The organism is Litoreibacter halocynthiae (assembly GCF_004365635.1).
Classification (GTDB): Bacteria; Pseudomonadota; Alphaproteobacteria; order Rhodobacterales; family Rhodobacteraceae; genus Litoreibacter; species Litoreibacter halocynthiae.
The window spans coordinates 220,471-242,243 of the sequence record NZ_SOBH01000004.1 but is presented as its reverse complement, the minus strand read 5'-3'; the positions used below and the strand labels follow the sequence as shown (position 1 = coordinate 242,243).

General features: G+C 57.7%; 19 protein-coding genes. 16 read left to right on the top strand and 3 right to left on the bottom strand.

Going from position 1 to position 21,773, the window contains the following annotated elements; all coding sequences use genetic code 11:
• Window positions 1-50 precede the first annotated feature (50 nt).
• The 12 genes from BDE40_RS16390 to rfbA all read left to right on the top strand — a co-directional run bounded on the left by BDE40_RS16390 (window position 51) and on the right by rfbA (window position 10,729).
• Complete coding sequence (locus BDE40_RS16390; protein ID WP_134016388.1) at window positions 51-617, top strand: DUF3305 domain-containing protein; 567 nt, start codon at window positions 51-53, stop codon at window positions 615-617.
• Window positions 614-1,219 carry a DUF3306 domain-containing protein gene (locus tag BDE40_RS16385; protein ID WP_134016386.1) on the top strand — a complete coding sequence of 202 codons (606 nt, stop codon included), beginning with the start codon at window positions 614-616 and terminating at the stop codon, window positions 1,217-1,219. Before BDE40_RS16390 ends, BDE40_RS16385 begins: the two co-directional genes overlap by 4 nt.
• Complete coding sequence (locus BDE40_RS16380) at window positions 1,216-1,824, top strand: TorD/DmsD family molecular chaperone (RefSeq protein WP_134016384.1); 609 nt, start codon at window positions 1,216-1,218, stop codon at window positions 1,822-1,824. Before BDE40_RS16385 ends, BDE40_RS16380 begins: the two co-directional genes overlap by 4 nt.
• Before the next feature lie 58 nt (window positions 1,825-1,882).
• Window positions 1,883-2,074, top strand: coding sequence for a twin-arginine translocation signal domain-containing protein (locus BDE40_RS16375; protein ID WP_073145995.1), 192 nt, complete (start codon window positions 1,883-1,885; stop codon window positions 2,072-2,074).
• Between the two features lie 70 nt (window positions 2,075-2,144).
• Window positions 2,145-5,114: a formate dehydrogenase subunit alpha gene (locus BDE40_RS16370; RefSeq protein ID WP_134016382.1), complete on the top strand. Its 2,970-nt coding sequence runs from the start codon at window positions 2,145-2,147 to the stop codon at window positions 5,112-5,114.
• A 12-nt stretch (window positions 5,115-5,126) separates the two neighbouring features.
• On the top strand, window positions 5,127-5,720 hold the full coding sequence (fdh3B, locus tag BDE40_RS16365) for a formate dehydrogenase FDH3 subunit beta (RefSeq protein WP_073145997.1): 594 nt from the start codon (window positions 5,127-5,129) through the stop codon (window positions 5,718-5,720).
• Window positions 5,721-5,802: 82 nt separating this feature from the next.
• Window positions 5,803-6,990, top strand: coding sequence for a formate dehydrogenase subunit gamma (locus tag BDE40_RS16360; protein ID WP_134016380.1), 1,188 nt, complete (start codon window positions 5,803-5,805; stop codon window positions 6,988-6,990).
• A 2-nt stretch (window positions 6,991-6,992) separates the two neighbouring features.
• A complete protein-coding gene (locus BDE40_RS18510; protein ID WP_281275465.1) occupies window positions 6,993-7,127 on the top strand; it encodes a hypothetical protein in 135 nt (44 codons plus the stop codon).
• Window positions 7,128-7,371: 244 nt separating this feature from the next.
• Entirely contained in the window at window positions 7,372-7,923 is a 552-nt protein-coding gene (rfbC, locus tag BDE40_RS16355) for a dTDP-4-dehydrorhamnose 3,5-epimerase (protein ID WP_134016378.1), read from the top strand.
• Between the two features lie 15 nt (window positions 7,924-7,938).
• A complete protein-coding gene (gene rfbB / locus BDE40_RS16350; RefSeq protein ID WP_134016376.1) occupies window positions 7,939-8,976 on the top strand; it encodes a dTDP-glucose 4,6-dehydratase in 1,038 nt (345 codons plus the stop codon).
• A complete protein-coding gene (rfbD, locus tag BDE40_RS16345; RefSeq protein ID WP_134016374.1) occupies window positions 8,976-9,842 on the top strand; it encodes a dTDP-4-dehydrorhamnose reductase in 867 nt (288 codons plus the stop codon). The genes rfbB and rfbD overlap by 1 nt, the downstream gene beginning before the upstream one ends.
• 14 nt (window positions 9,843-9,856) lie before the next feature.
• Window positions 9,857-10,729, top strand: a complete 873-nt coding sequence (gene rfbA / locus BDE40_RS16340; RefSeq protein ID WP_134016372.1) for a glucose-1-phosphate thymidylyltransferase RfbA — start codon at window positions 9,857-9,859, stop codon at window positions 10,727-10,729.
• On the opposite strand, the gene BDE40_RS16335 is transcribed toward rfbA, so the two are convergent.
• Window positions 10,726-11,661, bottom strand: a complete 936-nt coding sequence (locus tag BDE40_RS16335; RefSeq protein ID WP_134016370.1) for a glycosyltransferase family 2 protein — start codon at window positions 11,659-11,661, stop codon at window positions 10,726-10,728. The genes rfbA and BDE40_RS16335 overlap by 4 nt on opposite strands.
• A gap of 219 nt (window positions 11,662-11,880) precedes the next feature.
• Here BDE40_RS16335 and BDE40_RS16330 point away from each other — a divergent pair, with 219 nt between their 5' ends.
• Window positions 11,881-14,235, top strand: coding sequence for a calcium-binding protein (locus BDE40_RS16330; RefSeq protein WP_134016368.1), 2,355 nt, complete (start codon window positions 11,881-11,883; stop codon window positions 14,233-14,235).
• A gap of 94 nt (window positions 14,236-14,329) precedes the next feature.
• The gene (locus BDE40_RS16325; RefSeq protein WP_134016366.1) at window positions 14,330-16,678 is read left to right on the top strand and encodes a S8 family serine peptidase; all 2,349 of its coding nucleotides are present in this window, start codon (window positions 14,330-14,332) and stop codon (window positions 16,676-16,678) included.
• 18 nt (window positions 16,679-16,696) lie between these two features.
• On the opposite strand, the gene BDE40_RS16320 is transcribed toward BDE40_RS16325, so the two are convergent.
• Together BDE40_RS16320 and BDE40_RS16315 are read right to left on the bottom strand one after the other, a co-directional pair.
• The gene (locus BDE40_RS16320) at window positions 16,697-17,389 is read right to left on the bottom strand and encodes an ABC transporter ATP-binding protein (protein WP_134016364.1); all 693 of its coding nucleotides are present in this window, start codon (window positions 17,387-17,389) and stop codon (window positions 16,697-16,699) included.
• A 5-nt stretch (window positions 17,390-17,394) separates the two neighbouring features.
• Window positions 17,395-18,549, bottom strand: a complete 1,155-nt coding sequence (locus BDE40_RS16315; protein WP_134016362.1) for a KpsE/RkpR family capsule polysaccharide export protein — start codon at window positions 18,547-18,549, stop codon at window positions 17,395-17,397.
• 94 nt (window positions 18,550-18,643) lie between these two features.
• Here BDE40_RS16315 and BDE40_RS16310 point away from each other — a divergent pair, with 94 nt between their 5' ends.
• Both BDE40_RS16310 and BDE40_RS16305 read left to right on the top strand, forming a co-directional pair.
• Window positions 18,644-19,435, top strand: a complete 792-nt coding sequence (locus BDE40_RS16310; protein ID WP_134016360.1) for an ABC transporter permease — start codon at window positions 18,644-18,646, stop codon at window positions 19,433-19,435.
• A 71-nt stretch (window positions 19,436-19,506) separates the two neighbouring features.
• Complete coding sequence (locus BDE40_RS16305; RefSeq protein ID WP_134016358.1) at window positions 19,507-21,726, top strand: glycoside hydrolase family 99-like domain-containing protein; 2,220 nt, start codon at window positions 19,507-19,509, stop codon at window positions 21,724-21,726.
• Window positions 21,727-21,773 lie beyond the last annotated feature (47 nt).

The following is a 21,773-nucleotide window of genomic DNA, read 5'->3' as shown; positions in this document are numbered from 1 at the left end:
CTTTGAAGAATCCGACTCTTGTTGCAACCTGTAAGCCTCAAGGGGGAATAATGTTCGTTTACCCGCAGTCGGAGTCGATACCGGTCGGCATCGTCATCCGTAAATCACCAGGAGTAACCCGCTGGGCCAAATGGGCCTGGCAGGCCATTGGCGTGTTGCCAGGGGCCGGGCCTGCGGATTGGAAAATGCTGCGCCACGAAGAGGGCGTTACCGAATATCACGCCGCCACCCGCGATCTGACGCTATATGTCTCCGACGCGGAGGCCTATGTGCACGAACTGGGCACGCGCCAGCCTTCCGTCTATGTGGTGATGCGCCGCGACGGGGTCACCGCTGACACTCCGCTGAATGTGGTGCTGATCACGGCATCCCCCTACGAGGCGCAGGATTACGAAGATTCGGGCGAAGAGGTTGTGGAGAAGGTGCCAATGCCCGTGGGCATGCTGGCATGGGTCCGCGATTTCGTAGAACGCCATTACGAGGAAGAGGCCTTCGTCAAACGCCGCCGCAACAAGAATCGCGTTGATGGCAAGGAAGACGGAATAGGCGATCCGCGCATTGCGCAGCCTTCTGACGTCTACCGCGCACCCACCGTCAAGAAGGAGGCCGCGCAATGACGCAAGAACGCTCTTTCTGGTCGCGCCGCCTTGCGGGCGTCAAACAGGAAGCCGAGGCCGAAGCAGAAGCTGCCGCGATGGCCGAAGTGCTGCCAGAGGACGCGCCGAAAACCGATGCCGAGATTTTGGAGATGCTGGAACTGCCCGACCCTGACAGCCTGCAGGCGGGTGACGATTTTGCTGCGTTCATGGTGAAGGCCGTGCCGCAGCATTTGCGTAATCGCGCGTTGCGCAAGCTGTGGCGCAGCAACCCCGTGCTGGCCTGCGTTGACGGCTTGAACGATTATGACGACGACTACCTGACCGGCAGCACCGGCAACGGTCCGATCAAAACAACCTATCAAGTGGGCAAGGGTTTGCTTGCCCATGTGGAAGAGATGGCCCGCCAAAAGGCGTTGGCCGACCCAGCCGATGACGGCGAGACTGTAGTGGTAGTGGAAGATACGACCAAAGTCGTAGTTGTCGACGACGAGCCGGAAGGCGAGGCTGTCGAAGCGCGTGAGGTCAATGCACCTTATGAGCTGTCTGAAGCCGACACCGAAGAAACGACACCCGCCGCACCGCGCCGGATGCAATTCCACTTCGAGGGAGACGTTGCATGACAACTGCCGCCGCGGATCTGCAGATTGCCGAGGAAGATCGCCTGCGGGCGGATCTCTACAATTTTCTTGGGCTGCTTCTGGCCGGCCCGCCTGACGAGATGCTGTTGTCCCAGACCGCGTCGCTTAGCGGCGACGACGGTGCGTTGGGCAAAGCGATCACCAGCCTTGCCCGCGTTGCGAATGTCAGCAAGCCGCGCGGTGTCAGCGCCGAATATAACGCGCTGTTCATTGGGCTGGGCCGGGGCGAGCTGCTGCCTTATGCAAGCTATTACCTGACCGGATTTCTGAACGAAAAGCCACTGGCGCGTCTGCGTAAGGACATGGCGTCGCTGCGAATGAGCCGCGCGCCGAACGTGTTCGAGCCGGAGGACAATATCGCGTCCTTGATGGAAATGATGGGCGGCATGATTGTCGGGCGCTTCGGGGCACCGGCCTCGCTGGAACAGCAAAAGACATTCTTCAACACTCATATCGGCGTTTGGGCCCCGCATTTCTTTGCGGACCTCGAGGCTGCCAAGACATCCGTTCTCTATGCGTCTGTCGGCGCTGTGGGCAAAGCCTTCATGGAGATTGAAAAAGAAGCGTTTCGTATGACGGCGGGCTGACGAGCCTGCCACTTCACTGGCGGGGATGCCCGCCAAAACCAGAAAGGGGAGACATCCCATGAGCGACAAGACTGAAGGCAAAAGCCGCCGCGATTTTCTGAAGCTGGCGGGCACGGCCGCACCCGCGGCGCTTGCGGCCGCAGCAACCGGCACCGCCGCCGAGGCGGGCCCGGCGGCACCGGACCTGTCATCTGACACCATGCAGGACACCGCACATACGCGGGCTTATTTCGACAGCGCCCGCTTCTGATCGGCGCGCAAACGGTAGTTCCCCGTAGACTGGCCCCGAGGGGCGCGGCAGCGGGAAAGGGAGAAAAGACATGCTGAGGAAAAAGACAACTCGTGTCGCAACGCGTGGGCAACGGCCCTCGATGGTGGCGCAGGTGGCATCCAAATCGGTTGACCGCCGGACATTTCTGCGCGGCTCTGGTCTGGCCATTGGCGGCTTGACGGCGATTGCCGCAACCGGCGGCACGATCACGCCCGCCACGGCCCAAACTGCGGCGAGGACGGCGGTGGAGTCGATCAAGTCGATTTGCACCCACTGCTCGGTTGGCTGCACCGTGATTGCGGAAGTCGACGCCGGCGTGTGGACCGGCCAAGAGCCCGGCTGGGACAGCCCGTTCAATCTTGGCGCGCATTGCGCGAAAGGGGCCGCGGTGCGTGAACACGCCCATGGCGAGCGCCGCCTGAAATACCCGATGAAGAAAGAAAACGGCGAATGGGTCCGCATCAGCTGGGAGACCGCGATCAACGAGATCGGCGACGGTATGATGAAAATCCGCGACGAAAGCGGGCCGGACTCGGTGTACTGGCTGGGTTCGGCCAAGCACAGCAACGAGCAGGCCTACCTGTTCCGCAAATTTGCCGCTTATTGGGGCACCAACAACGTCGACCACCAAGCGCGGATTTGCCACTCCACCACGGTGGCCGGTGTGGCGAACACATGGGGCTACGGCGCCATGACCAACAGCTATAACGACATCCACAACTCCAAGGCGATCTTCCTGATCGGTGGCAACCCTGCCGAGGCACACCCAGTGTCGCTTTTGCATATGCTGAAAGCCAAGGAAGAAAACAACGCGCCGCTGATCGTGTGCGATCCCCGCTTCACCCGCACCGCGGCCCATGCTGATGAGTATGTCCGCTTCCGCCCCGGCTCCGACGTGGCGCTGGTTTGGGGTATCCTGTGGCACATTTTCGAAAACAGCTGGGAGGACAAAGAGTTCATCCGTACCCGAGTTTGGGGCATGGACCAGATCAAGGAAGAGGTGGCCAAGTGGACACCTGAAGAGGTCGAGCGCGTCACCGGCACCCCCGGCTCGCAACTGCAACGCGTGGCCCGCACTTTGGCCAACAACCGCCCCGGCACCGTGATCTGGTGTATGGGTGGCACGCAGCACTCCAACGGCAACAACAACACGCGTGCCTATTGCGTGTTGCAGCTGGCCTTGGGCAACATGGGCACCGCCGGCGGCGGCACCAACATCTTCCGCGGCCACGACAATGTTCAAGGCGCAACCGACCTTGGCGTTCTGGCCGACACCCTGCCGGGCTATTACGGCCTGTCGGCAGGCTCTTGGGCGCATTGGGCCCGTGTGTGGGAGGAAGATCTAGACTGGCTGAAGGGCCGCTTCTCGGACGCAAGCTATGGCGACACCGAGATGATGAACCTGACCGGTATTCCGGTTAGCCGCTGGATTGACGGCGTGCTGGAAGACAAAGCCAATCTGCAACAGCCCGACAACACGCGGGCGATGGTGCTTTGGGGCCATGCGCCGAACTCCCAGACCCGCATGAAAGAAATGAAGACGGCGATGGAAAAGCTCGACATGCTTGTCGTGGTGGACCCTTACCCGACCGTTTCGGCGGTGCTGCAAGACCGGACCGACGGTGTTTATTTGCTGCCGGCCTGCACCCAGTTTGAAACCCGTGGCTCTGTCACGGCCTCGAATCGGTCCCTGCAGTGGCGCGACCGCGTGGTGGAGCCGCTGTTTGAATCGCTGCCGGATCACACGATCATGGCCATGTTTGCCGAGAAGTTCGGTTTCCATGACCGCATCTTCCGCAACATCGCGATTGATGAAGGCGGCGAGCCTAATATCGAGGACATCACCCGCGAGTTCAACGGCGGCATGTGGACCATCGGCTATACCGGCCAGTCGCCGGAGCGGATGAAGATGCACATGGCGAACCAGCACACCTTCGACCGCACCACTTTGCGGGCCATTGGTGGGCCCGCTGACGGGGACTACTACGGTATGCCATGGCCAACATGGGGCACCGCCGAGATGAACCACCCGGGCACAGCGAACCTGTATGACATGTCGCTGCCGGTGGCCGACGGTGGTCTGACCTTCCGCGCCCGTTTTGGCGTGGAGCGGGATGGTGACAACCTGCTGGCGGAAGGGGTGTATAACCCCGGCTCGGAAATTCAGGACGGCTACCCCGAGTTCACCATGCAGATGTTGATTGATCTGGGTTGGGACAGCGACCTGACCGCGCAAGAGCGTGCGACGATCGAATGGGTCTCGGGCTTCCGCGACACCCGCCCCGGCGGTGAGGAGGTCGGGGAAACCAGCCAGACTGGCGAGATGCCCTCGGATTACGCTGCAAAAGTTGGCGGCGTGAACTGGAAGACGGACCTTTCAGGAGGTATCCAGCGGGTGGCGATCAAGCACGGCTGCGCGCCGTTCGGCAACGCCAAGGCGCGGGCCGTGGTCTGGACATTCCCGGACCCTGTGCCCATCCACCGCGAGCCGCTTTACTCCAACCGGCGCGATCTGGTGGCCGACTACCCGACCTATGAGGACAAGACCTTCTGGCGCGTGCCGACCATGTATGCCTCCATTCAGGAAAACGACTTCTCGAAAGACTATCCGATTATCCTGACCTCTGGCCGATTGGTCGAATATGAGGGTGGCGGCGACGAGAGCCGCTCCAACAAGTGGCTTGCGGAATTGCAGCAGGACATGTTCGTCGAGATCAACACCCGCGACGCCAACAACCTTGGCGTGCGTGACGGCGCGCAGGTTTGGGTCGAAGGCCCCGAAGGCGGGAAGGTCAAGGTGATGGCGATGGTGACCGAACGGGTCGGCGAGGGCGTGGCCTTCATGCCGTTCCACTTCGGCGGCCATTTCGAGGGCAAGGACCTGCGGGACAAATACCCCGAGGGGGCCGACCCTTACGTGTTGGGAGAATCCACCAACACCGCACAAACCTATGGCTATGACAGCGTAACCCAGATGCAAGAGACCAAAGCGACTCTTTGCAAAATCTGGACAGCATAAGGGAGACTGACGATGGCTAGAGCAAAATTCCTCGTCGACGCTGAACGCTGCATTGAATGCAACGCCTGCGTCACCGCGTGTAAGAACGAACACGAAGTGCCTTGGGGCATCAACCGCCGGAAGGTCGTCACCATCAATGACGGCAAACCGGGGGAGCGGTCGATCTCGGTCGCGTGCATGCATTGCTCGGACGCGCCCTGCATGGCCGTGTGCCCAGTGGACTGTTTCTACCAGACCGACGACGGCGTGGTGCTGCACTCCAAGGACCTGTGCATCGGCTGCGGCTACTGCTTCTACGCGTGCCCGTTCGGCGCGCCGCAATACCCGCAGGCGGGCAACTTCGGCTCGCGCGGCAAGATGGACAAATGCACCTTCTGCGCCGGTGGCCCTGAAGAGAACCACTCTAATGCTGAGTTCTCCAAATACGGCCGCAACCGGATCGCCGAAGGCAAGTTGCCGATCTGTGCCGAAATGTGCGCCACCAAGGCCCTGCTTGCCGGTGACGGCGACGTGGTGTCGGGTATCTACCGCGAGCGCGTCGTCGCCCGCGGCTTCGGGTCCGGCGCCTGGGGTTGGGGCACCGCTTATGATCAAAAGGGTGGCTAACACCGCCGTTTTTTGATTTGAAACATCAGGGGCGGCTCAATCTGGGCCGTCCCGTTTTGGTTTACATGCAAGGAAGCACCCGATGCGCTTTATGCTGATCGTCCTGATCTCTGTCTTTGCCCTTCTTGGCCCCGTTGCCGCGCAGGACAGCGCAGCGGACCCTCGTGCCAGCACGGGCGGCGCCCAAACGCTTGAAGATATTCTGGCGCGGCAGGCCGGTCAGGCGATGGATGACAGCTTCCGCAGCGACGCTATCGGCGATCCCGCCCGCGCCGCGTCCAAGACGGACCAGTTGGGAACCCTTGGCGGGGTATCCGACCCGGAACTGTGGCGCGCCTTGCGCTATGGCAAAGCTGACATCACCACACAGTCACGCGGCCCCGCTGCCAAGACACTGATCCAAGATGGTGGCATGTGGTGGCTGGAATTCCGCCAAGGCCCGCTGCTGACTTATGGCAGCTACCTGCTCGGCGGTACATTGCTGCTGCTAGCACTGTTCTATCTGATCCGGGGCCGCATCCGCATTGACGGTGAAAAAACCGGCCGCAAGATCGAGCGGTTCAAAGCATTCGAGCGGTTTGGTCATTGGCTGCTGGCAAGCTCGTTCCTTGTGCTGGGCCTGACGGGCTTGATCTCCCTTTTCGGGCGCAAGGTGATGATCCCCACATTCGGGCATGACGCGTTTTCGACCATCGCGATTGGCTCCAAATGGGTGCATAACAACATCTCCTGGGCGTTTATCGTGGCGCTGGTCATCATCTTCGTGGTCTGGGTTGTGCACAACCTGCCTGATCGCACGGACTTGAACTGGCTGGCCAAAGGCGGTGGCATCTTCTCCAAGGGACACCCGCCAGCGAAGAAGTTCAACGCGGGGCAGAAGCTGATTTTCTGGTCGGTGATTATTCTGGGCGGCTCCATTTCGCTGACTGGCCTGTCGCTGCTGTTCCCGTTTGACTTGCAGTTGTTCGGGCCAACCTTTGCAAAGCTGAACGCGATCGGCGCGCCGGGCTGGTTTGGCATGGCGGACTTGTCTGCGACCCTGTCCCCGCAAGAGGAAATGCAATTCGCCCAGCTTTGGCACGCCATCGTGTCGCTGGTGCTGATCGCGATTGTCTTCGCCCATATCTATATCGGCTCTGTCGGGATGGAGGGGGCCTTTGACGCCATGGGAACGGGTCAGGTCGAGGAGCAATGGGCGCGCGAGCACCACAGCCTCTGGGTTGATGAAGTCACCGCCCAAAAGCCCGCCACTACGACGAAGGAAGCCTGAGCATGAAAGCGTTTCTTGTAGCAATTGGCGCGGCGGTGTTCATAACCGTCTGCGCGAACCTCATCCTCAAACAGATAAACTTCTCGGCTGAAGCCACCACAGCCAGCCCGAACGCACGCGTCGGCACCGACGGGTAGCGCGTTGGATGTCGTTTTCTAGATGGGACAGCTGTCAGATTCGCCTGCTGACCCTCTTGGCATTCTGGTGTTGCGGGAATACGGCTCTGGGGTTGCAATCAGTTTGAGCAGGGTTAACGCTTCCGCATAGCGGGCCGTACACTCTTCGCGACAAAACCCGACGCTCCTCGGCTTCCAACAGAGCGTTCCGTGACACTCGACCGAGACGCTGCTAGTAGAGCATCTCAAAGAAAAGGAACTTTACGTGCTGGTCGAAAACACTGCTCTTGATGGGGTGCTGGTCATTACGCCCAAGCGATTTGGCGATGACCGGGGATTTTTTTCCGAGGTTTGGAACCGCCATGCTTTGGCAGAAGCAGGCATTGATATTGATTTTGTGCAGGACAATCATTCCTTTTCGGCGGCACAGGGCACCGTGCGCGGCTTGCATTTTCAAAGCCCTCCGCATGCGCAAGACAAGCTCGTGCGCTGTGGGGCGGGGGCGTTTCTTGACGTTGCCGTTGATATTCGCACTGGCTCTCCGACCTATGGAAAATCCGTCACGGTTGAGCTGAGCGCCGAGAATGGCAAGCAGTTGCTGGTTTCGAAGGGCTTTTTGCATGGCTTCGTGACGCTGGTTCCAAACACCGAAATTCTCTACAAATGCTCTGATGTCTATGCGCCTGACTGCGATGGAGCCGTCTACTTTGACAGCCCGGAGCTTGGCATTGATTGGAGGATCGCACCCGAGCGAGCCATACTATCAGACAAAGACGCGCAAGCTCCGCGCTTCGCCGATTTCAAATCCCCATTTTAGCAGGGTGCAAAAGATATGAAGATTCTCGTCACAGGTGGAGCCGGTTTCATTGGGTCGGCGGTTGTAAGGCAGGCCATCCGAGATGGTCATGAGGTGGTAAACGTAGATGTGCTGACCTATGCCGCGTGTCTTGCCAATCTTAGCTCCGTTGATAGCGATCCTGCATATACTTTCGAGCAGGCCGACATTTGCGATGCGGCAGAAATGAAGCGCATCTTTACGACGCATAAGCCGGATGCAGTGATGCACCTTGCCGCCGAAAGTCACGTTGACCGCTCTATTGATGGCCCTCAGGCCTTCATCCAGACCAATATTGTTGGCACATTCACATTGCTGCAAGCCGCGTTGGCATATTGGGAGGGAATAGGGCGGCCGGAGGGGTTCCGCTTTCACCATATCTCCACTGACGAAGTGTATGGCTCTTTGGGGGCGGAGGGGCAGTTTGTCGAAACGACCCCTTATGACCCCAACAGCCCCTATTCGGCATCGAAAGCGGCGTCCGATCATTTGGTACGGTCTTGGGGGGAAACCTACGGGTTGCCCTACGTCCTGACCAACTGCTCCAACAATTACGGCCCCTACCATTTCCCCGAGAAGTTGATCCCGGTGGTTATTTTGAACGCTTTGGCGGGCAAGCCTGTGCCGGTCTACGGCAAAGGCGACAACGTGCGCGACTGGCTCTATGTAGAGGACCACGCGGACGCTTTGCTGACTGTTCTGCAAAAGGGAGCCAACGCGCGCACCTACAATATCGGGGGCGAGAACGAGGCGCAAAACATCGAAATTGTGAGGATGATCTGTGCGTTGCTCGACGAGTTGCGCCCAACAGATGCGTCCTATGAGGAACAGATTTCTTTTGTCACCGACCGCCCCGGCCACGATCTTCGCTACGCGATTGATCCTGAGCGCATTCGCACCGAGCTTGGGTGGCGCCCGTCTGTCACGCTGGAGCAGGGTTTGCGGAAAACGGTGCAGTGGTATCTGGACAACGAAGACTGGTGGCGTGCGCTGCAAGACCGTGATGGCGTCGGCACCCGGTTGGGGAAAAGTTAATGCGCGTTTTGGTGTTTGGCGCGACGGGGCAGGTTGCCTTGGAATTGTCCCGGTTTGACGGGGTCACGACCCTTGGCCGCACCGAGGCGGATTTGTCGGACCCGGCAGCCTGCGCGGCGGCTATTCGGCAACACGCCCCTGACGCAGTTATCAACGCGGCGGCCTACACCGCCGTTGACCGTTGCGAACAGGAAGAAGCTGCGGCCACTGTGATCAACGGGCAGGCGCCCGCAGCGATGGCGCGGGCCTGTGCGGAGCTGCGCATCCCATTCGTGCATATTTCGACGGATTACGTTTTCGATGGCCAAGGCACCACACCGATGTCTCCCGATGACCCGGTTGCGCCTTTGAATGCCTATGGCCGCAGCAAGCTTGCGGGTGAAGTGGGCGTCGTAGACGCGGGTGGTCAGTATTGTATACTGCGCACCTCTTGGGTGGTGTCGGCCCATGGCAGCAACTTCGTGAAAACCATGTTGCGCCTGTCCGAGACCCGCGATGCAATATCTGTGGTGGCCGACCAGATTGGCGGTCCGACGGCGGCCCTCTCCATTGCGCGGGCCTGCATGACGGTCGCGAAAGTACTGCGCGACAAGGGCGCGGCCTGCTCCGGCATTTATCATTTCAGCGGGGCCCCTGACGCGAGTTGGGCAGATCTTGCCCGCGCGGTTTTCGAGCTTGCCAACCGGCCGGTTACAGTGACGGATATCTCCACCGCAGATTATCCGACACCGGCGACGCGACCGCTGAATTCGCGGCTCGATTGTGCGACACTGGAAAAGGTTTTCAGCATAGCGCGACCAAATTGGCGACAGGATGTCGCGGACATCTTGCAAGAGCTGGGTGCACGCGCAGACAACGAACACTAAGAAAGCAGGCTGCTATGAAGCAACGCAAAGGTATCATTCTCGCCGGAGGGTCCGGCACACGGCTATATCCGATCACACAGGGCGTGTCGAAGCAGTTGATGCCGATTTACGACAAGCCGATGATCTATTACCCGCTGAGCGTGCTCATGCTTACGGGGATCCGTGAGATTGCCGTGATCACCACTGTCGAGGATCAGGCGCAGTTCAAGCGGCTTCTAGGGGACGGCAGCCAATGGGGCGTCTCCTTGACGTTCATTCAACAACCAACCCCTGACGGGCTGGCGCAAGCATACCTTTTGGCGAAAGACTTCCTGGACGGCGCCCCAAGCGCGATGGTTCTGGGCGACAACATTTTCTTTGGCCACGGTCTGTCGGAGCTGCTGGATGAAGCCGACAGCGTGTCTGAAGGCGGCACCGTTTTCGGGTATCACGTCACCGACCCGGAGCGCTATGGCGTGGTGGAGATGGACGAGGACGGGCAAGTTATTGATTTGGTCGAGAAACCGGTCGATCCCCCTAGCAACTTCGCGGTGACGGGTTTGTATTTTCTGGATGGGACCGCACCTGAGCGTGCGGCACAGATTGCACCATCTGAGCGGGGCGAGCTGGAGATTACCACATTGTTACAATCCTATCTGAGAGACGGGCTTTTGAATGTTCAGCGCATGGGGCGCGGGTTTGCCTGGCTGGACACCGGCACGCATGGCAGCCTTCTTGACGCGGGCAATTTCGTGCGGACGCTACAATCGCGGCAGGGGATGCAAACCGGCTGTCCCGAGGAAATTGCCTATGAGCAGGAGTGGATTGACGCAGAGACACTGCGAGGCCACAGCGAGACCTACAAAAAGTCGAGCTACGGCCAGTATCTTTCGTCCTTGCTGGACTAGAAACGATTCAATGCAAGGGCCGCCATAAGCCCAGCCTGCCCCAATGTCCCCTGGCGGTAGAGCCCGGGTGACCTCATCAAGGCCAACCTTTGCGCCATTCCGCCGTTCCGTTGTGCAAGCACGGTTTCCAGCACAGCTTTGTTGTCTTGGCTTAACAGCGGATAGCATGCGCTCAGCGCTTTCAGGTTGGCCGTATTCCAGTTGCGGTAGTCACCGCGGACCATGCGACGCATCCGTTTCCCCATGGCCAAAAGCCCTGCGGCATCACCGATCTGGTTGGTCTTGTGCTGACGGTAAAAAAGGCAGGGTTCACGGTCATAGACAACACGGCCCCCCGCGCCAGAGACAAGCTGGTAAAGCCACCAGTCATGAACCGGCACCGAGTTTTGCGACAACGCCCATGCCTTTTGCACCAGGCGTAACCCGGCGTTGTTCAATACCATAGTGTTGCCGCCCGCGAAATTTTGGCCGATGGCATGACGGAACCCCAAGGCAACCCGAAGGGGTCTGGACTTGCTCGTGACCTTAAGTCCCTCGTCACAAATCCACGTCGCACCGCCATATAGTGCAGGCATATCGCCGAGCGGCTCTAGCATTTTATGCGCGCGGTTCAGTTTGGTCGGCGTCCAGACATCATCCTGATCCGACAACGCCACCAAGTCAGTTTCGGGGGCAATCCGTGCCAGCGATGCCAGAAAATTGACCGCGTAGCCGCGCCCCGGGCCATTCAGAATCCGCGTATCTCCGGCGGTCCACTCCTTTGAGAAGCGTTCCGCGACGGCGAGCGTGTTGTCGCTGGAGCCATCGTCAGACACCAGAATTTCGGAGGGGCGGAGCGATTGATTTGTGATGCTGTCAAGCTGTTCACGCAGGAAGCGGGAGCCATTGTAGGTGCAGACGGCGACAGCGCAGCTTGGTGAAGGGGTTCTCATGGTTACGGATGTCCGGAATTGGTTCAGGCGGCTGTCTGTGTCGCCTATCTTGTCTGGTGGATGCACCGCCGAGTGTCAATCTTGGATCAAACCGGTCGGGGCGGAGCCGCCGATAAGTCTATTAAATTTATCGGTGATCGCCCCGAATTTGACTGATTTCCAGCCCCAAAACTTCGCCCCGGCCCAATCTAAATGCAGGTGTGAAATCGAGGGGCCAACATGCAAATCTTATCAGGACCAATTGTTCAGGTGACAGGCTTCGAGCCTCAGTCACGGATCACCGAAATGGTTGTCTGGCGCGACGGAGAACGGCAGTTTCTCGTTACCGCCTACGAGGCTACGGGCGACCTTGTCAGTTATGAGCTGATGGCCGATGGCAACCTTGTGCAGCGGGATCTGTTGCTTGGCTCCGGCCCTACAGGTGTTGGCCGGAGCGTTGGTTTTGAGGTGGCGGAAACCGGCGTTGTGTGGGTGACCGAAGGCCGGACCTCCGAAGCGCGGCAACTGGCGCTTGATGTCGACGGCTGTTTTTTGCCCGAACCTCCGGTCACGACGCTTGGCAACGCGTTAAGCCCGCTCCAATCCCTCGTTGTCGCGGAAACCGGTCAAGGCCGATACTCGTTCTCGATCAGCGGGACAGACGACAAGATTTCGATTGATGAGCTCGTTGGCGGCGAAAGCGCGTCAACCCAAGCCATCACCGTGCTCGGACCACCTGCGGCGACCGGCAGCGCCGTTACCTTGCGAGATCTTTTGATGGTTGAGGCGAGCGGGCAGCAATGGCTGATCGCGAGCGCATCAGGTGCGGACTCCCTTACAAGCTTCCGCGTCGACGCGAGCGGAACCCTCACCCAAACGGATCGCATAGGAGCTGAAACCGGATTGGGCGTGAACGGGCCCGATATCCTAATAGACGCCACGATAGGGGGCAACGCCCTGCTGCTGGTCGGCAGCAGCGGCAGTTCGTCAATCACCGCGATCAGGGTGCAGGACGACGGTTCCTTGATGCCGCTTGACCATGTGACCGACAATCTTGGGACCAGATTTGCCAACTTGTCGGCCATGACTACGCTTGAGGTTGATGGAAGCACGCTTGTCTTCGCCGCTGGGACCGACGGCGGCATGAGCGTGCTGCAACTGTTGCCGACCGGCCGGCTTGTCCATCTTCAAACCGTCGTTCACAGCTCGGGCGCATTGTTGCAAAACGTCAGCTCTATTGTGGCAACGCTGGATGCCGCGACCATCAAGGTCTTCGTCTCCAGCCAGCGCGATGCGGGCATATCAAGCTTTGAAATTGCCAGAGACGATTTGGGGCTCACTCACTTCGCTGACACATCAGGGGCTTCTGTCGCCGAGGGAGCAGGGGATGATCTTCTGATCGCCAGCGCGATGGATGTCACCCTGACAGGAGGCGCGGGGGCCGACCATTTCGTCTTCGAAGCCTCCTATGAGAACATTGGGTCGCTTGGGACCATTTCGGATTTCCAGAGCGGGCAGGACCAGATTTCTTTCCCAGGCTTCGTCCTTCTGCGCAACATGTCGCAACTTTCGATCACCTCCACGGCGACGGGTGCCGTGATTGGGTACGGGGAGGTCACGCTAACAGTTCAAAGCCACGATGGATCAAGCCTGAGCGCGTCAGATTTTTCAGCCAGCTCGTTTTTCGACCTAGAGCACCAGTTTGTCGGGAATGCGCCGGGCGTCCCTGAAATCAACCCGAATGAACCCATCGAGCCGGACCCGCCTGTCGAGCCCGACCCTCCGATCGAGCCGGATCCTCCTGTGGAGCCTGACCCGCCGGTTGAACCCGACCCTCCCGTGGAGCCGGAACCGCCCGCGACCGCGTTGCTTCTGGGAACGGAGGGCGACGATACCCTCGTCGGCAGTGCTGCGCACGATACGATCCGCGCCGGCGGGGGCAACGATGTTGTGAGTGCGGGCGACGGTGATGACACGATCTATGGCGGCAATGGCTATGACCAGATTCAGGGGGGCAACGGTGACGACGTGATCTACGGCGGATTCAATTCGAATGATATTCGCGACGAAATCAATTCGGGAGCCGGCGACGACTATATTGACGCAGGCTATGGTAACGATCAGGTCTATGCAGGTGCCGGTGACGACTTCGTTTTGGGGGGCTTCGGCGCGGACATGCTGATCGGGCAGGCGGGCAATGACGTGATAACCGGCGGGCCCTTGAGTGATCTGATTTTTGGTGGTGATGGTGCGGACTTCATCAATGGTGGGTTTGGCCACGACCGGATAAATGGCGGGGCGGGGACGGACTCGTTCTATCATTTAGGTATTCGCGATCACGGTTCCGACTGGATTCAAGACTATCGCTATGCTGATGGTGATACTTTGATTTTTGCAGATGGCGACGCCACTTCGGCTGATTTTCAAGTAAACTTTGCTGAAACCGAAAACGCAGGGCAAAACGACATTGCCGAAGCTTTTGTAATTTACCGCCCAACAGGACAAATAATATGGGCCTTGATTGACGGGGCGGCGCAGGATGAAATTACCTTACAAATCGGGTCGAGTTCGGAAGTCTTTGATTTGTTGGCTTGAAAACCGCGCATAATTGCCTCAAAAAAGCTCCACTTCTTTGTGAATCGTGCGCAAAATTGTGCGCAAAGAAAATTTTTTAGGCGGAGATTTCCCAGTGGCATCATTTAGTGATCCGTTATTTTCGAACCAGTGGCACCTTGGCCGTATCAATGTGGGGCTTGTTTGGGACGACTACAGCGGCAACGGCGTCACAGTCGGTGTTTTCGACGATGGCGTCGACTACAATCATCTTGATCTGGATGGAAACTTCGACAGCAGCCTGAACCTTGTGACTGGCGGAACCAACTGGGACGCGTTTCCAAATGTGGGGGAAAATGCCCATGGCACGGCGATTGCAGGTATCATCGCAGCCGAAGCAGGGAACAACCGAGGCGGTGTCGGTGTCGCTTATGAGGCCACGCTAGGTGCAGTGGACGTCTTCGACGATATCTATCTCAACGGTCTCGACGAAATCACCGCAATGGAGCATATGCGCACATTCGACATTACGTCGAACAGCTGGGGTTATGAACCGTTGTTCTTCAGCTTCCAGAATTCTGGGGGCGGGTACGGAAGTCTTCGCGATCTTGCGGACGCCTACCAAGGCAATGCGGAACAGGGGCGGGACGGGCTTGGAACGGTCATCGTGCAGGCGGCGGGCAACGATACGCTGAACGTGCAAGGCACTGGTGAGCATACCATTCGTTGGGCGATCACCGTGGGCGCCACGGGAACTACCGATAATGTGACCGACTATTCCAACTTCGGAACGGGCCTGCTGATCAGCGCTCCTGCCGCGACTGTGACCACCGATATTTCGGGGAGCGATGGCTACAGCTTTAGCGATTACACGAGCACGTTCGGGGGTACATCCGCGGCCACACCGGTGGTTTCTGGTGTTGTCGCACTGATGCTAGAGGCCAATGGGGACCTTGGATGGCGCGACGTTCAAACAGTGCTGGCAATGTCGGCGGCCCAGACCGGCTCGACCTTTGGCAATGCCTATACGGGCTACGAGCAGGGCGATTGGTTCGCCAATGACGCAACCAACTGGAACGGGGGCGGGGCGTCGTTCAACCTAAGCTACGGCTTTGGCCTGATTGATGCGCTGGCCGCAGTCCGCATGGCGGAAGCATGGTCCTATATGACGCAAGAGGCGGCTGTTTCGGGCAATGAGTCTGCGGTGACGGTCTCAAGCTCGCCATTTGACACAATACCCACGATCGGCAGCGTCACCTCCACGCTCACGGTCACTGAGGACATCCAGATCGAGTATGTGAACGTCACACTGGACATTACGCACAGCTATGCCAGCAATCTGTCCGCATTTCTGGTCTCGCCATCCGGGCAGGAATATCTGCTGTTTGATGGGATAGGCTTTGACTACCTGATGGATTACGGCTGGGATTGGACATTTGGTATCGCGGCATTGCAGGGTGAAAGCTCTGCTGGCGACTGGAGCGTGCGCATCGACGACAGCACTTACGGCAATGGAGGTCGCCTGAACAGCGTTTCCGTGGAGTTTTACGGATCCGAGGCCAGCGCGGATGATATCCACCACTTTACCAACGATTTCATGGAGCTCGCCAACGCTGACTCCGGCAGGACGACCATTGAAGACACAGATGGTGGCACCGACTGGCTGAACTTTGCAGCTGTTTCGGGAAATGTGGTTCTGAACCTCAACACCGGGGTTTCCGTCCAGGGTGTCGAGTGGGCCAGCTTCAGCGCGAACCAGTTCGAAAATGTCACCTCCGGGGACGGAAATGACCGGCTGATTGGGAACGCGCAGGACAACGAGCTTCACGGCAATCGCGGCAACGATGTGCTGACAGGCGGCGGTGGCAACGACACCATCTACGGCGGCAATGGATTTGACCGAATCGATACCGGCAGCGGTGACGACTTTATTTATGGCGGCGCTGATTCAGCCGACTTGCGTGACGAGATTTCGTCCGGCGGCGGCAATGACTATATCGACTCTGGTTATGGCAATGACGAAGTCTATGCCGGTGCCGGCAACGACACGATAATCGGCGGCTTCGGCACCGACAGGCTCATTGGGCAAACTGGAGATGACGTGATAGCCGGCGGCCCTTTGAGCGATCTGATCTTTGGCGGCGACGGCGCGGACTTCGTGAATGGTGGTTTCGGCCATGACCGAATTAACGGCGGTGCCGGGGCCGACTCATTCTATCATCTTGGCATCCGCGATCACGGCTCAGACTGGATTCAAGACTACAACTCGGCTGATGGCGATGTTCTGGTTTTTGCGAATTCCGATGCGAGCGTGGATGACTTCCAAGTCAACGTGGCCGAGACCGCAAACGCCGGGATTTCGGGGGTCTCGGAGTCTTTTGTGATCTACAAGCCGACCGGTCAGATTATCTGGGCTTTGGTGGATGGCAACGCTCAGGACGAGATCAATCTGCAAATTGGCGGCACCGTTTTTGACATAGCCTGACCTCGCGGCGCGCTGGTATTATCCGGGAGTCGCAGGTCGCCGTTGCGGGGGCTTCTTGCCGAGCAGCATGTTTTCATAATGCTCCACAGCGCGTTCGACGCGTTCGTAGTAAAACAGACGGCCGTTTTCCAACACCGCGCCGGAGGTGCAAAGGGCCTTCATCAATTCCATCGAGTGGCTGACGACGATCGCCCCGGCGCTTTCCATTCGCTTTTTGAAGACCGCCTGACTTTTTGCCCTGAATGAAGCGTCGCCGACGCTCGTGACTTCGTCGACCAGATATGTGTCGAATGGGATACCCATCGAGACACCGAACGCCAACCGCGATCTCATGCCGGATGAATATGACCGGAAGGGTAGATGGTAGTGGTGTCCCAGTCCCGCAAACTTGCGCACGAACTCCACCAATGCATCGGAATCGACGCCATATATGCGTGCGACAAAGCGGGCATTCTGAGCACCGGTCAGGTCGGGGTGGAAGCTTCCGGCAAAGCCGACAGGATAAGAAACGCGACCATGTCGGATGATTTCCCCATGGTCGGGTTTTACTGTGCCTGCAATCATTCCGAGCAATGTCGATTTACCAGCGCCATTTCGGCCGAGCAGTGCGATAGACTCGCCAGATGGAAAAATGTGATTGAGGTTATTGGCCACAAATGTCGTATTCCGACGCCCATGATATGCCTTGGTAACGCCGCGCAGTTCAATCATCTGATCTACCCACGATCCCGGATGCTGTAATAGGCCAGCGAAAGTATGGTCCACAAAAGAAACGCAAAAACGGCGACCATCAGTAGCAGCAATGAGCGCTCCGGATATAAGGAACGTTCCGCCGCCGACGGTTTGAGGTATGCGGCCAGATAGCGACTCTTTCGTTGCGCTTCCGCGATGGAACTGTCGTAGGACGCCAAAGCTGCAAGATAGGTACTCTGGGCGAATTCCAAATCAACATTCAGACGTTCGAACTCACCAATAATTGTGACGTAGTCTTCTCCGCCTTCGATCGTACTGGAGCCAAACTTTAACCGCTCCTCAGTGATGCGTTCCTGGATGACCTTGATGCGGTTCTCGGCCTGCACAATGCGCGGGTCGTTGTCGCGCGTGGTTTCGCGTAAGAGGTCAAGCTCGATCAGAGCTGTGGCAAATTGTTGTTGAAGGTTGTTCAGAATGCCCATTTGCCCCTGAAGATCGGCCTGCGGATCCACGATCTGGGTCCGTGCCCGAAACTCTAGTATCGACTGACGCGCAAGTTTCAAACGGTCCACTGCCAGATCGAGATCTTCCTTGGCGTAGCGCGTGGCGTCCTCGCGGGCGATGGCGTTAAGCTCGTTTATCATCTCGGTGCTGTCGGTAACGATCGCATTCGCGATCTCAAGCGCTTCATTCGGATCGAATGCTTTCACACGCAACTCTATCAAGCCGGACCCGCTATCGTAGTAAATTTTGACCATACGCTCCCAGTATTTGGTCAGATCCTCGATCGTTCCCCCCGGCTTCAGCGAGAAGTAGAAGTCCTCGGAATAGGACCGAGAATATCGATTACGTAGGTCAAGCTTATCGTCGAGCGCTTTAACCAGTTGTTGGCTTTGAATAAACTCATACAGGATGTCTGAATCCGATGAGCTCGCCCCGGACAGGTTCGAAATACCACCAAGGATATCAACCGCAGAGCTGACATCCTCGGTCCGAACGGTGAATGCGACCGTCGAGGCATATTGGTCCTTTGCGATGGCAAAAAGGTAAACTCCGGTGGTCAGCACAGGTAGTAGGAAGAAAAGTACGAAGCTGATGATGAGCCAAAGATGGCGCGTTTTGATTCGGGCAAGCTCGACCGCCGTGTAGGGCAGGTTGCCTGATTGTGCTTGGGACATTTTTTATCGTACTCCATCCGGTGGCTGGCATTCACCGCCAGTCAACGTATAACTGGCTATCATCACGATGCGCAATGACGGCAAGGAGGATTGAATGGCTGACCTAACGCGTTCGCTCCGCCCACGCTTCCAGACTGCAAGAGCCACATTTGCGCTCATGCTTCGTGAGATGTCCTCGACCTATGGCAGGTCGCCCGGTGGCTATGTTTGGGCCATCCTTGAACCGGTCGCCGCAATTGCTGTGCTGTCGTTTATCTTCTCTTACGCATTGCGAGCGCCGTCGCTGGGCACGAATTTTCCGCTGTTCTATGCGACGGCCTATCTTCCTTTCATGATGTTCAACGACATTGCGACTAAGATGTCCCAATCCATCTTATTCTCGAGGCAGTTGTTGTCCTATCCTAGCGTGACCATCATAGATGCGATGCTAGCACGGTTCCTCCTAAGTACCTTTACGCATCTCATGGTTTTTTACCTGGTTATTTTTGGCATCCATCAAATATACGATGTTCGATTAATCGTTGATTTTCCCACTGTTATTCTGGCTCTCTTGAGCGCTGCGATCTTCGGACTGGCTGTCGGAACGATAAATTGTTTTTTGTTCACCAGATTCGTAGTTTTGCGCACAGTTTGGTCGATCCTCATGCGCCCGATGTTTATAATTTCCGGTGTTTTTTTCTTGTATGAAGATGTGCCGGTCGAGTTACAGACTTATCTTTGGTACAATCCGATCCTGCATTTGACTGGCATGATGCGGGACGGGTTTTATGCTACGTATGATGCGACTTACGTTTCTGTGGTCTACCTATACCTGTTAGCAGGAAGTCTGCTCTCTTTAGGTCTGTTACTATTGCGGCGGTATTACCGTGACCTTCTGGAGAGATAAGTCGCGCGGGTTGAGCCTTGTCACGGCAGGTGCTAACCAAACCCATTCATACTGCCGAGTATAGCCTCCCAATGACCAATACACTCTTTGCCAAACTGGCCAGCTTCCTGACGTTTTTCGTGCCTCGGCCGTTTATGGACTACTATGCATTCCGCGTGTGGCGAAGCGGGCTGTTTGATCGCAACTTCTATCGTGGCGTGAACCGTGGCGTTAATCCGATCTATCGCGCATTTCCGATCCGCCATTACGTCCGTTTTGGCGAAAATATCGGCTGGCAACCCAACCCCGATTTCTCGCCGGAAGCCTATAAGCGCCTGAACCCCGACCTTGCCGACCCACAGATTCTGCCCTTGCTTCACTACATTCGGTTCGGCAAGAAAGAAGGGCGTCTGATCAAGGACATCTCATCGGGGCCGCGGGCAGATGACATTTCGATCGCTGACCTTCGCAGTCTTGCAGCTTTGGCACCCAAGATTCCCAGCCGCTTTGCGGTGCATGCGCATATCTACTACCACGAGCTTTGGGACGACTTTTCGCGCAAACTGGTCGACCTGGATATTCCCTTCGATCTTTTCGTGACGATCACCCGGTTTGGTGAGAAAACCGATGCGTTGCGGACCGAGATTCTGGAGCAGTTTCCAACCGCCACAGTGGTCTTCATGCCCAACCACGGCCGCGATATTTTCCCTTTTGTGCATCTGGTAAGCTCTGGCCTGTTGTCGCGCTATGAGGCCGTGTGCAAGGTGCACACCAAGAAATCGCCGCACCGCAAGGATGGTGACATTTGGCGTGATGCCTTGATCTCGGGCCTGCTTCGGGGAAAAGACACCTCGGCCTATCTTGACCGTTTCCTAGCGGATCCGATGGCTAGCCTTTGGGTCGCAGACGGCCAGCACTACGACGATCCGGTTTGGTGGGGCAGCAATCTGGCTGTGGCGGACAGTTTGTTGCGACGGGTTGAAATGGTCGCAGATAAGGACCGCTTATCCTTTGCTGCGGGCTCTATGTATTGGCTGAAGCAAGAACTTGTGGCGACGATGCGAGGCATGTCTTTGACGGCGACCGATTTTGAGCAGGAATACGGCCAGGTCGATGGCACTGTTGCCCACGCGTTCGAGCGGGCGCTTGGCTACATGGCTGAAGATGGCGGCCATCGTATCGTCCAAACCAGCCAGCTGGAGGAGATGGCGCCTGTCGAGACTGCACCGAGGCCGGACTATGTGTCGGCTTTTTACCTGCCACAGTTCCACCGCGTGCCGGAAAATGACGAATGGTGGGGGCAAGGATACACTGAATGGGTTGCCGTTTCCGCCGCAGAGCCGAACTATGACTTTCACCATCATCCGCAGCTTCCGGGCCGGTTTGGCTTTTATGATCTCCGCCAAACCGAGGTTTTGGGCGAACAGGCCGAGCTGGCTAAGGAAATGGGCATCGACGCATTCTGTACCTATTTTTACTGGTTTGATGGAAAGCGTATCTTGGAAAGCCCGATCGATCGGCTGCTGAAGCACCCCGACGTGGATTTCCCATTCTACCTGTGCTGGGCAAACGAAAGCTGGCGGCGCAACTGGGACGGGCTGTCCGGTGAGGTTCTCCTTGATCAAGGCTATGCTGACGAGTTTGAAGAGAAACTTGCCAATGACACGGCGGTCTATATGCGAGACCCGCGCTACCAACGCCCTGACGGGACACGCCCCCGATTTGTTATCTATCGCCCAGAGGACATTCCTGACGCAAAAGCCAGCATTGCCCGCCTGCGCGACGCGTGGCGCGCATGCGGGATAGGGGAGGTCGAGCTGGGTGCCGTGCTATTCCACGTGGAAGGCGAACATCAATTCGATCCCGATCTGTTGGACTTCTGGGTAGAAATGCCACCCCATAATCTGGTCACGCCCGAGCAATATCTGCTGGGCGGGCCGGCCGATACGGAACTGGACTTGCACCCTGTGGCAGGGTTTAGCGGGTTGATTTATGACTATCGGGGCGTCGTGGCCAACAGCAACAATGCTGCATACACCGACAAACTGCCTCACAACACCATTGCGGGCGTGATGCCGTCTTGGGACAACACGGCGCGCCGTGGTGCGAGCGGTCACATCGCCTGGGGGTCAAATCCGATGACCTTTGACGCGTGGATGGCGCAAACCTGCACGCATCGCCTTTCCAAATCATACCGCACAGAGTTGTTCGTAAACTCGTGGAACGAATGGGCCGAAAAGGCTATGTTGGAACCCTCGCGACAGTACGGGGACGCCTATTTAAGGGTGCTCGCGAAATGGAGTAAAACCTGATGAAATGTCAAAAATCGGCCAGAGCTTCTGGCAAGGGGTGCGTCTGA

What these genes read in the sequence shown, in the direction of transcription:
- BDE40_RS16390 (WP_134016388.1), top strand. Translation starts at nt 51, where the DNA reads ATGTTCGTTTACCCGCAGTCGGAGTCGATACCGGTCGGCATCGTCATC.
- BDE40_RS16385 (WP_134016386.1), top strand. Translation starts at nt 614, where the DNA reads ATGACGCAAGAACGCTCTTTCTGGTCGCGCCGCCTTGCGGGCGTCAAA.
- BDE40_RS16380 (WP_134016384.1), top strand. Translation starts at nt 1,216, where the DNA reads ATGACAACTGCCGCCGCGGATCTGCAGATTGCCGAGGAAGATCGCCTG.
- BDE40_RS16375 (WP_073145995.1), top strand. Translation starts at nt 1,883, where the DNA reads ATGAGCGACAAGACTGAAGGCAAAAGCCGCCGCGATTTTCTGAAGCTG.
- BDE40_RS16370 (WP_134016382.1), top strand. Translation starts at nt 2,145, where the DNA reads ATGCTGAGGAAAAAGACAACTCGTGTCGCAACGCGTGGGCAACGGCCC.
- fdh3B (WP_073145997.1), top strand. Translation starts at nt 5,127, where the DNA reads ATGGCTAGAGCAAAATTCCTCGTCGACGCTGAACGCTGCATTGAATGC.
- BDE40_RS16360 (WP_134016380.1), top strand. Translation starts at nt 5,803, where the DNA reads ATGCGCTTTATGCTGATCGTCCTGATCTCTGTCTTTGCCCTTCTTGGC.
- BDE40_RS18510 (WP_281275465.1), top strand. Translation starts at nt 6,993, where the DNA reads ATGAAAGCGTTTCTTGTAGCAATTGGCGCGGCGGTGTTCATAACCGTC.
- rfbB (WP_134016376.1), top strand. Translation starts at nt 7,939, where the DNA reads ATGAAGATTCTCGTCACAGGTGGAGCCGGTTTCATTGGGTCGGCGGTT.
- rfbD (WP_134016374.1), top strand. Translation starts at nt 8,976, where the DNA reads ATGCGCGTTTTGGTGTTTGGCGCGACGGGGCAGGTTGCCTTGGAATTG.
- rfbA (WP_134016372.1), top strand. Translation starts at nt 9,857, where the DNA reads ATGAAGCAACGCAAAGGTATCATTCTCGCCGGAGGGTCCGGCACACGG.
- BDE40_RS16335 (WP_134016370.1), bottom strand. Translation starts at nt 11,661, where the DNA reads ATGAGAACCCCTTCACCAAGCTGCGCTGTCGCCGTCTGCACCTACAAT.
- BDE40_RS16330 (WP_134016368.1), top strand. Translation starts at nt 11,881, where the DNA reads ATGCAAATCTTATCAGGACCAATTGTTCAGGTGACAGGCTTCGAGCCT.
- BDE40_RS16320 (WP_134016364.1), bottom strand. Translation starts at nt 17,389, where the DNA reads ATGATTGAACTGCGCGGCGTTACCAAGGCATATCATGGGCGTCGGAAT.
- BDE40_RS16315 (WP_134016362.1), bottom strand. Translation starts at nt 18,549, where the DNA reads ATGTCCCAAGCACAATCAGGCAACCTGCCCTACACGGCGGTCGAGCTT.
- BDE40_RS16310 (WP_134016360.1), top strand. Translation starts at nt 18,644, where the DNA reads ATGGCTGACCTAACGCGTTCGCTCCGCCCACGCTTCCAGACTGCAAGA.
- BDE40_RS16305 (WP_134016358.1), top strand. Translation starts at nt 19,507, where the DNA reads ATGACCAATACACTCTTTGCCAAACTGGCCAGCTTCCTGACGTTTTTC.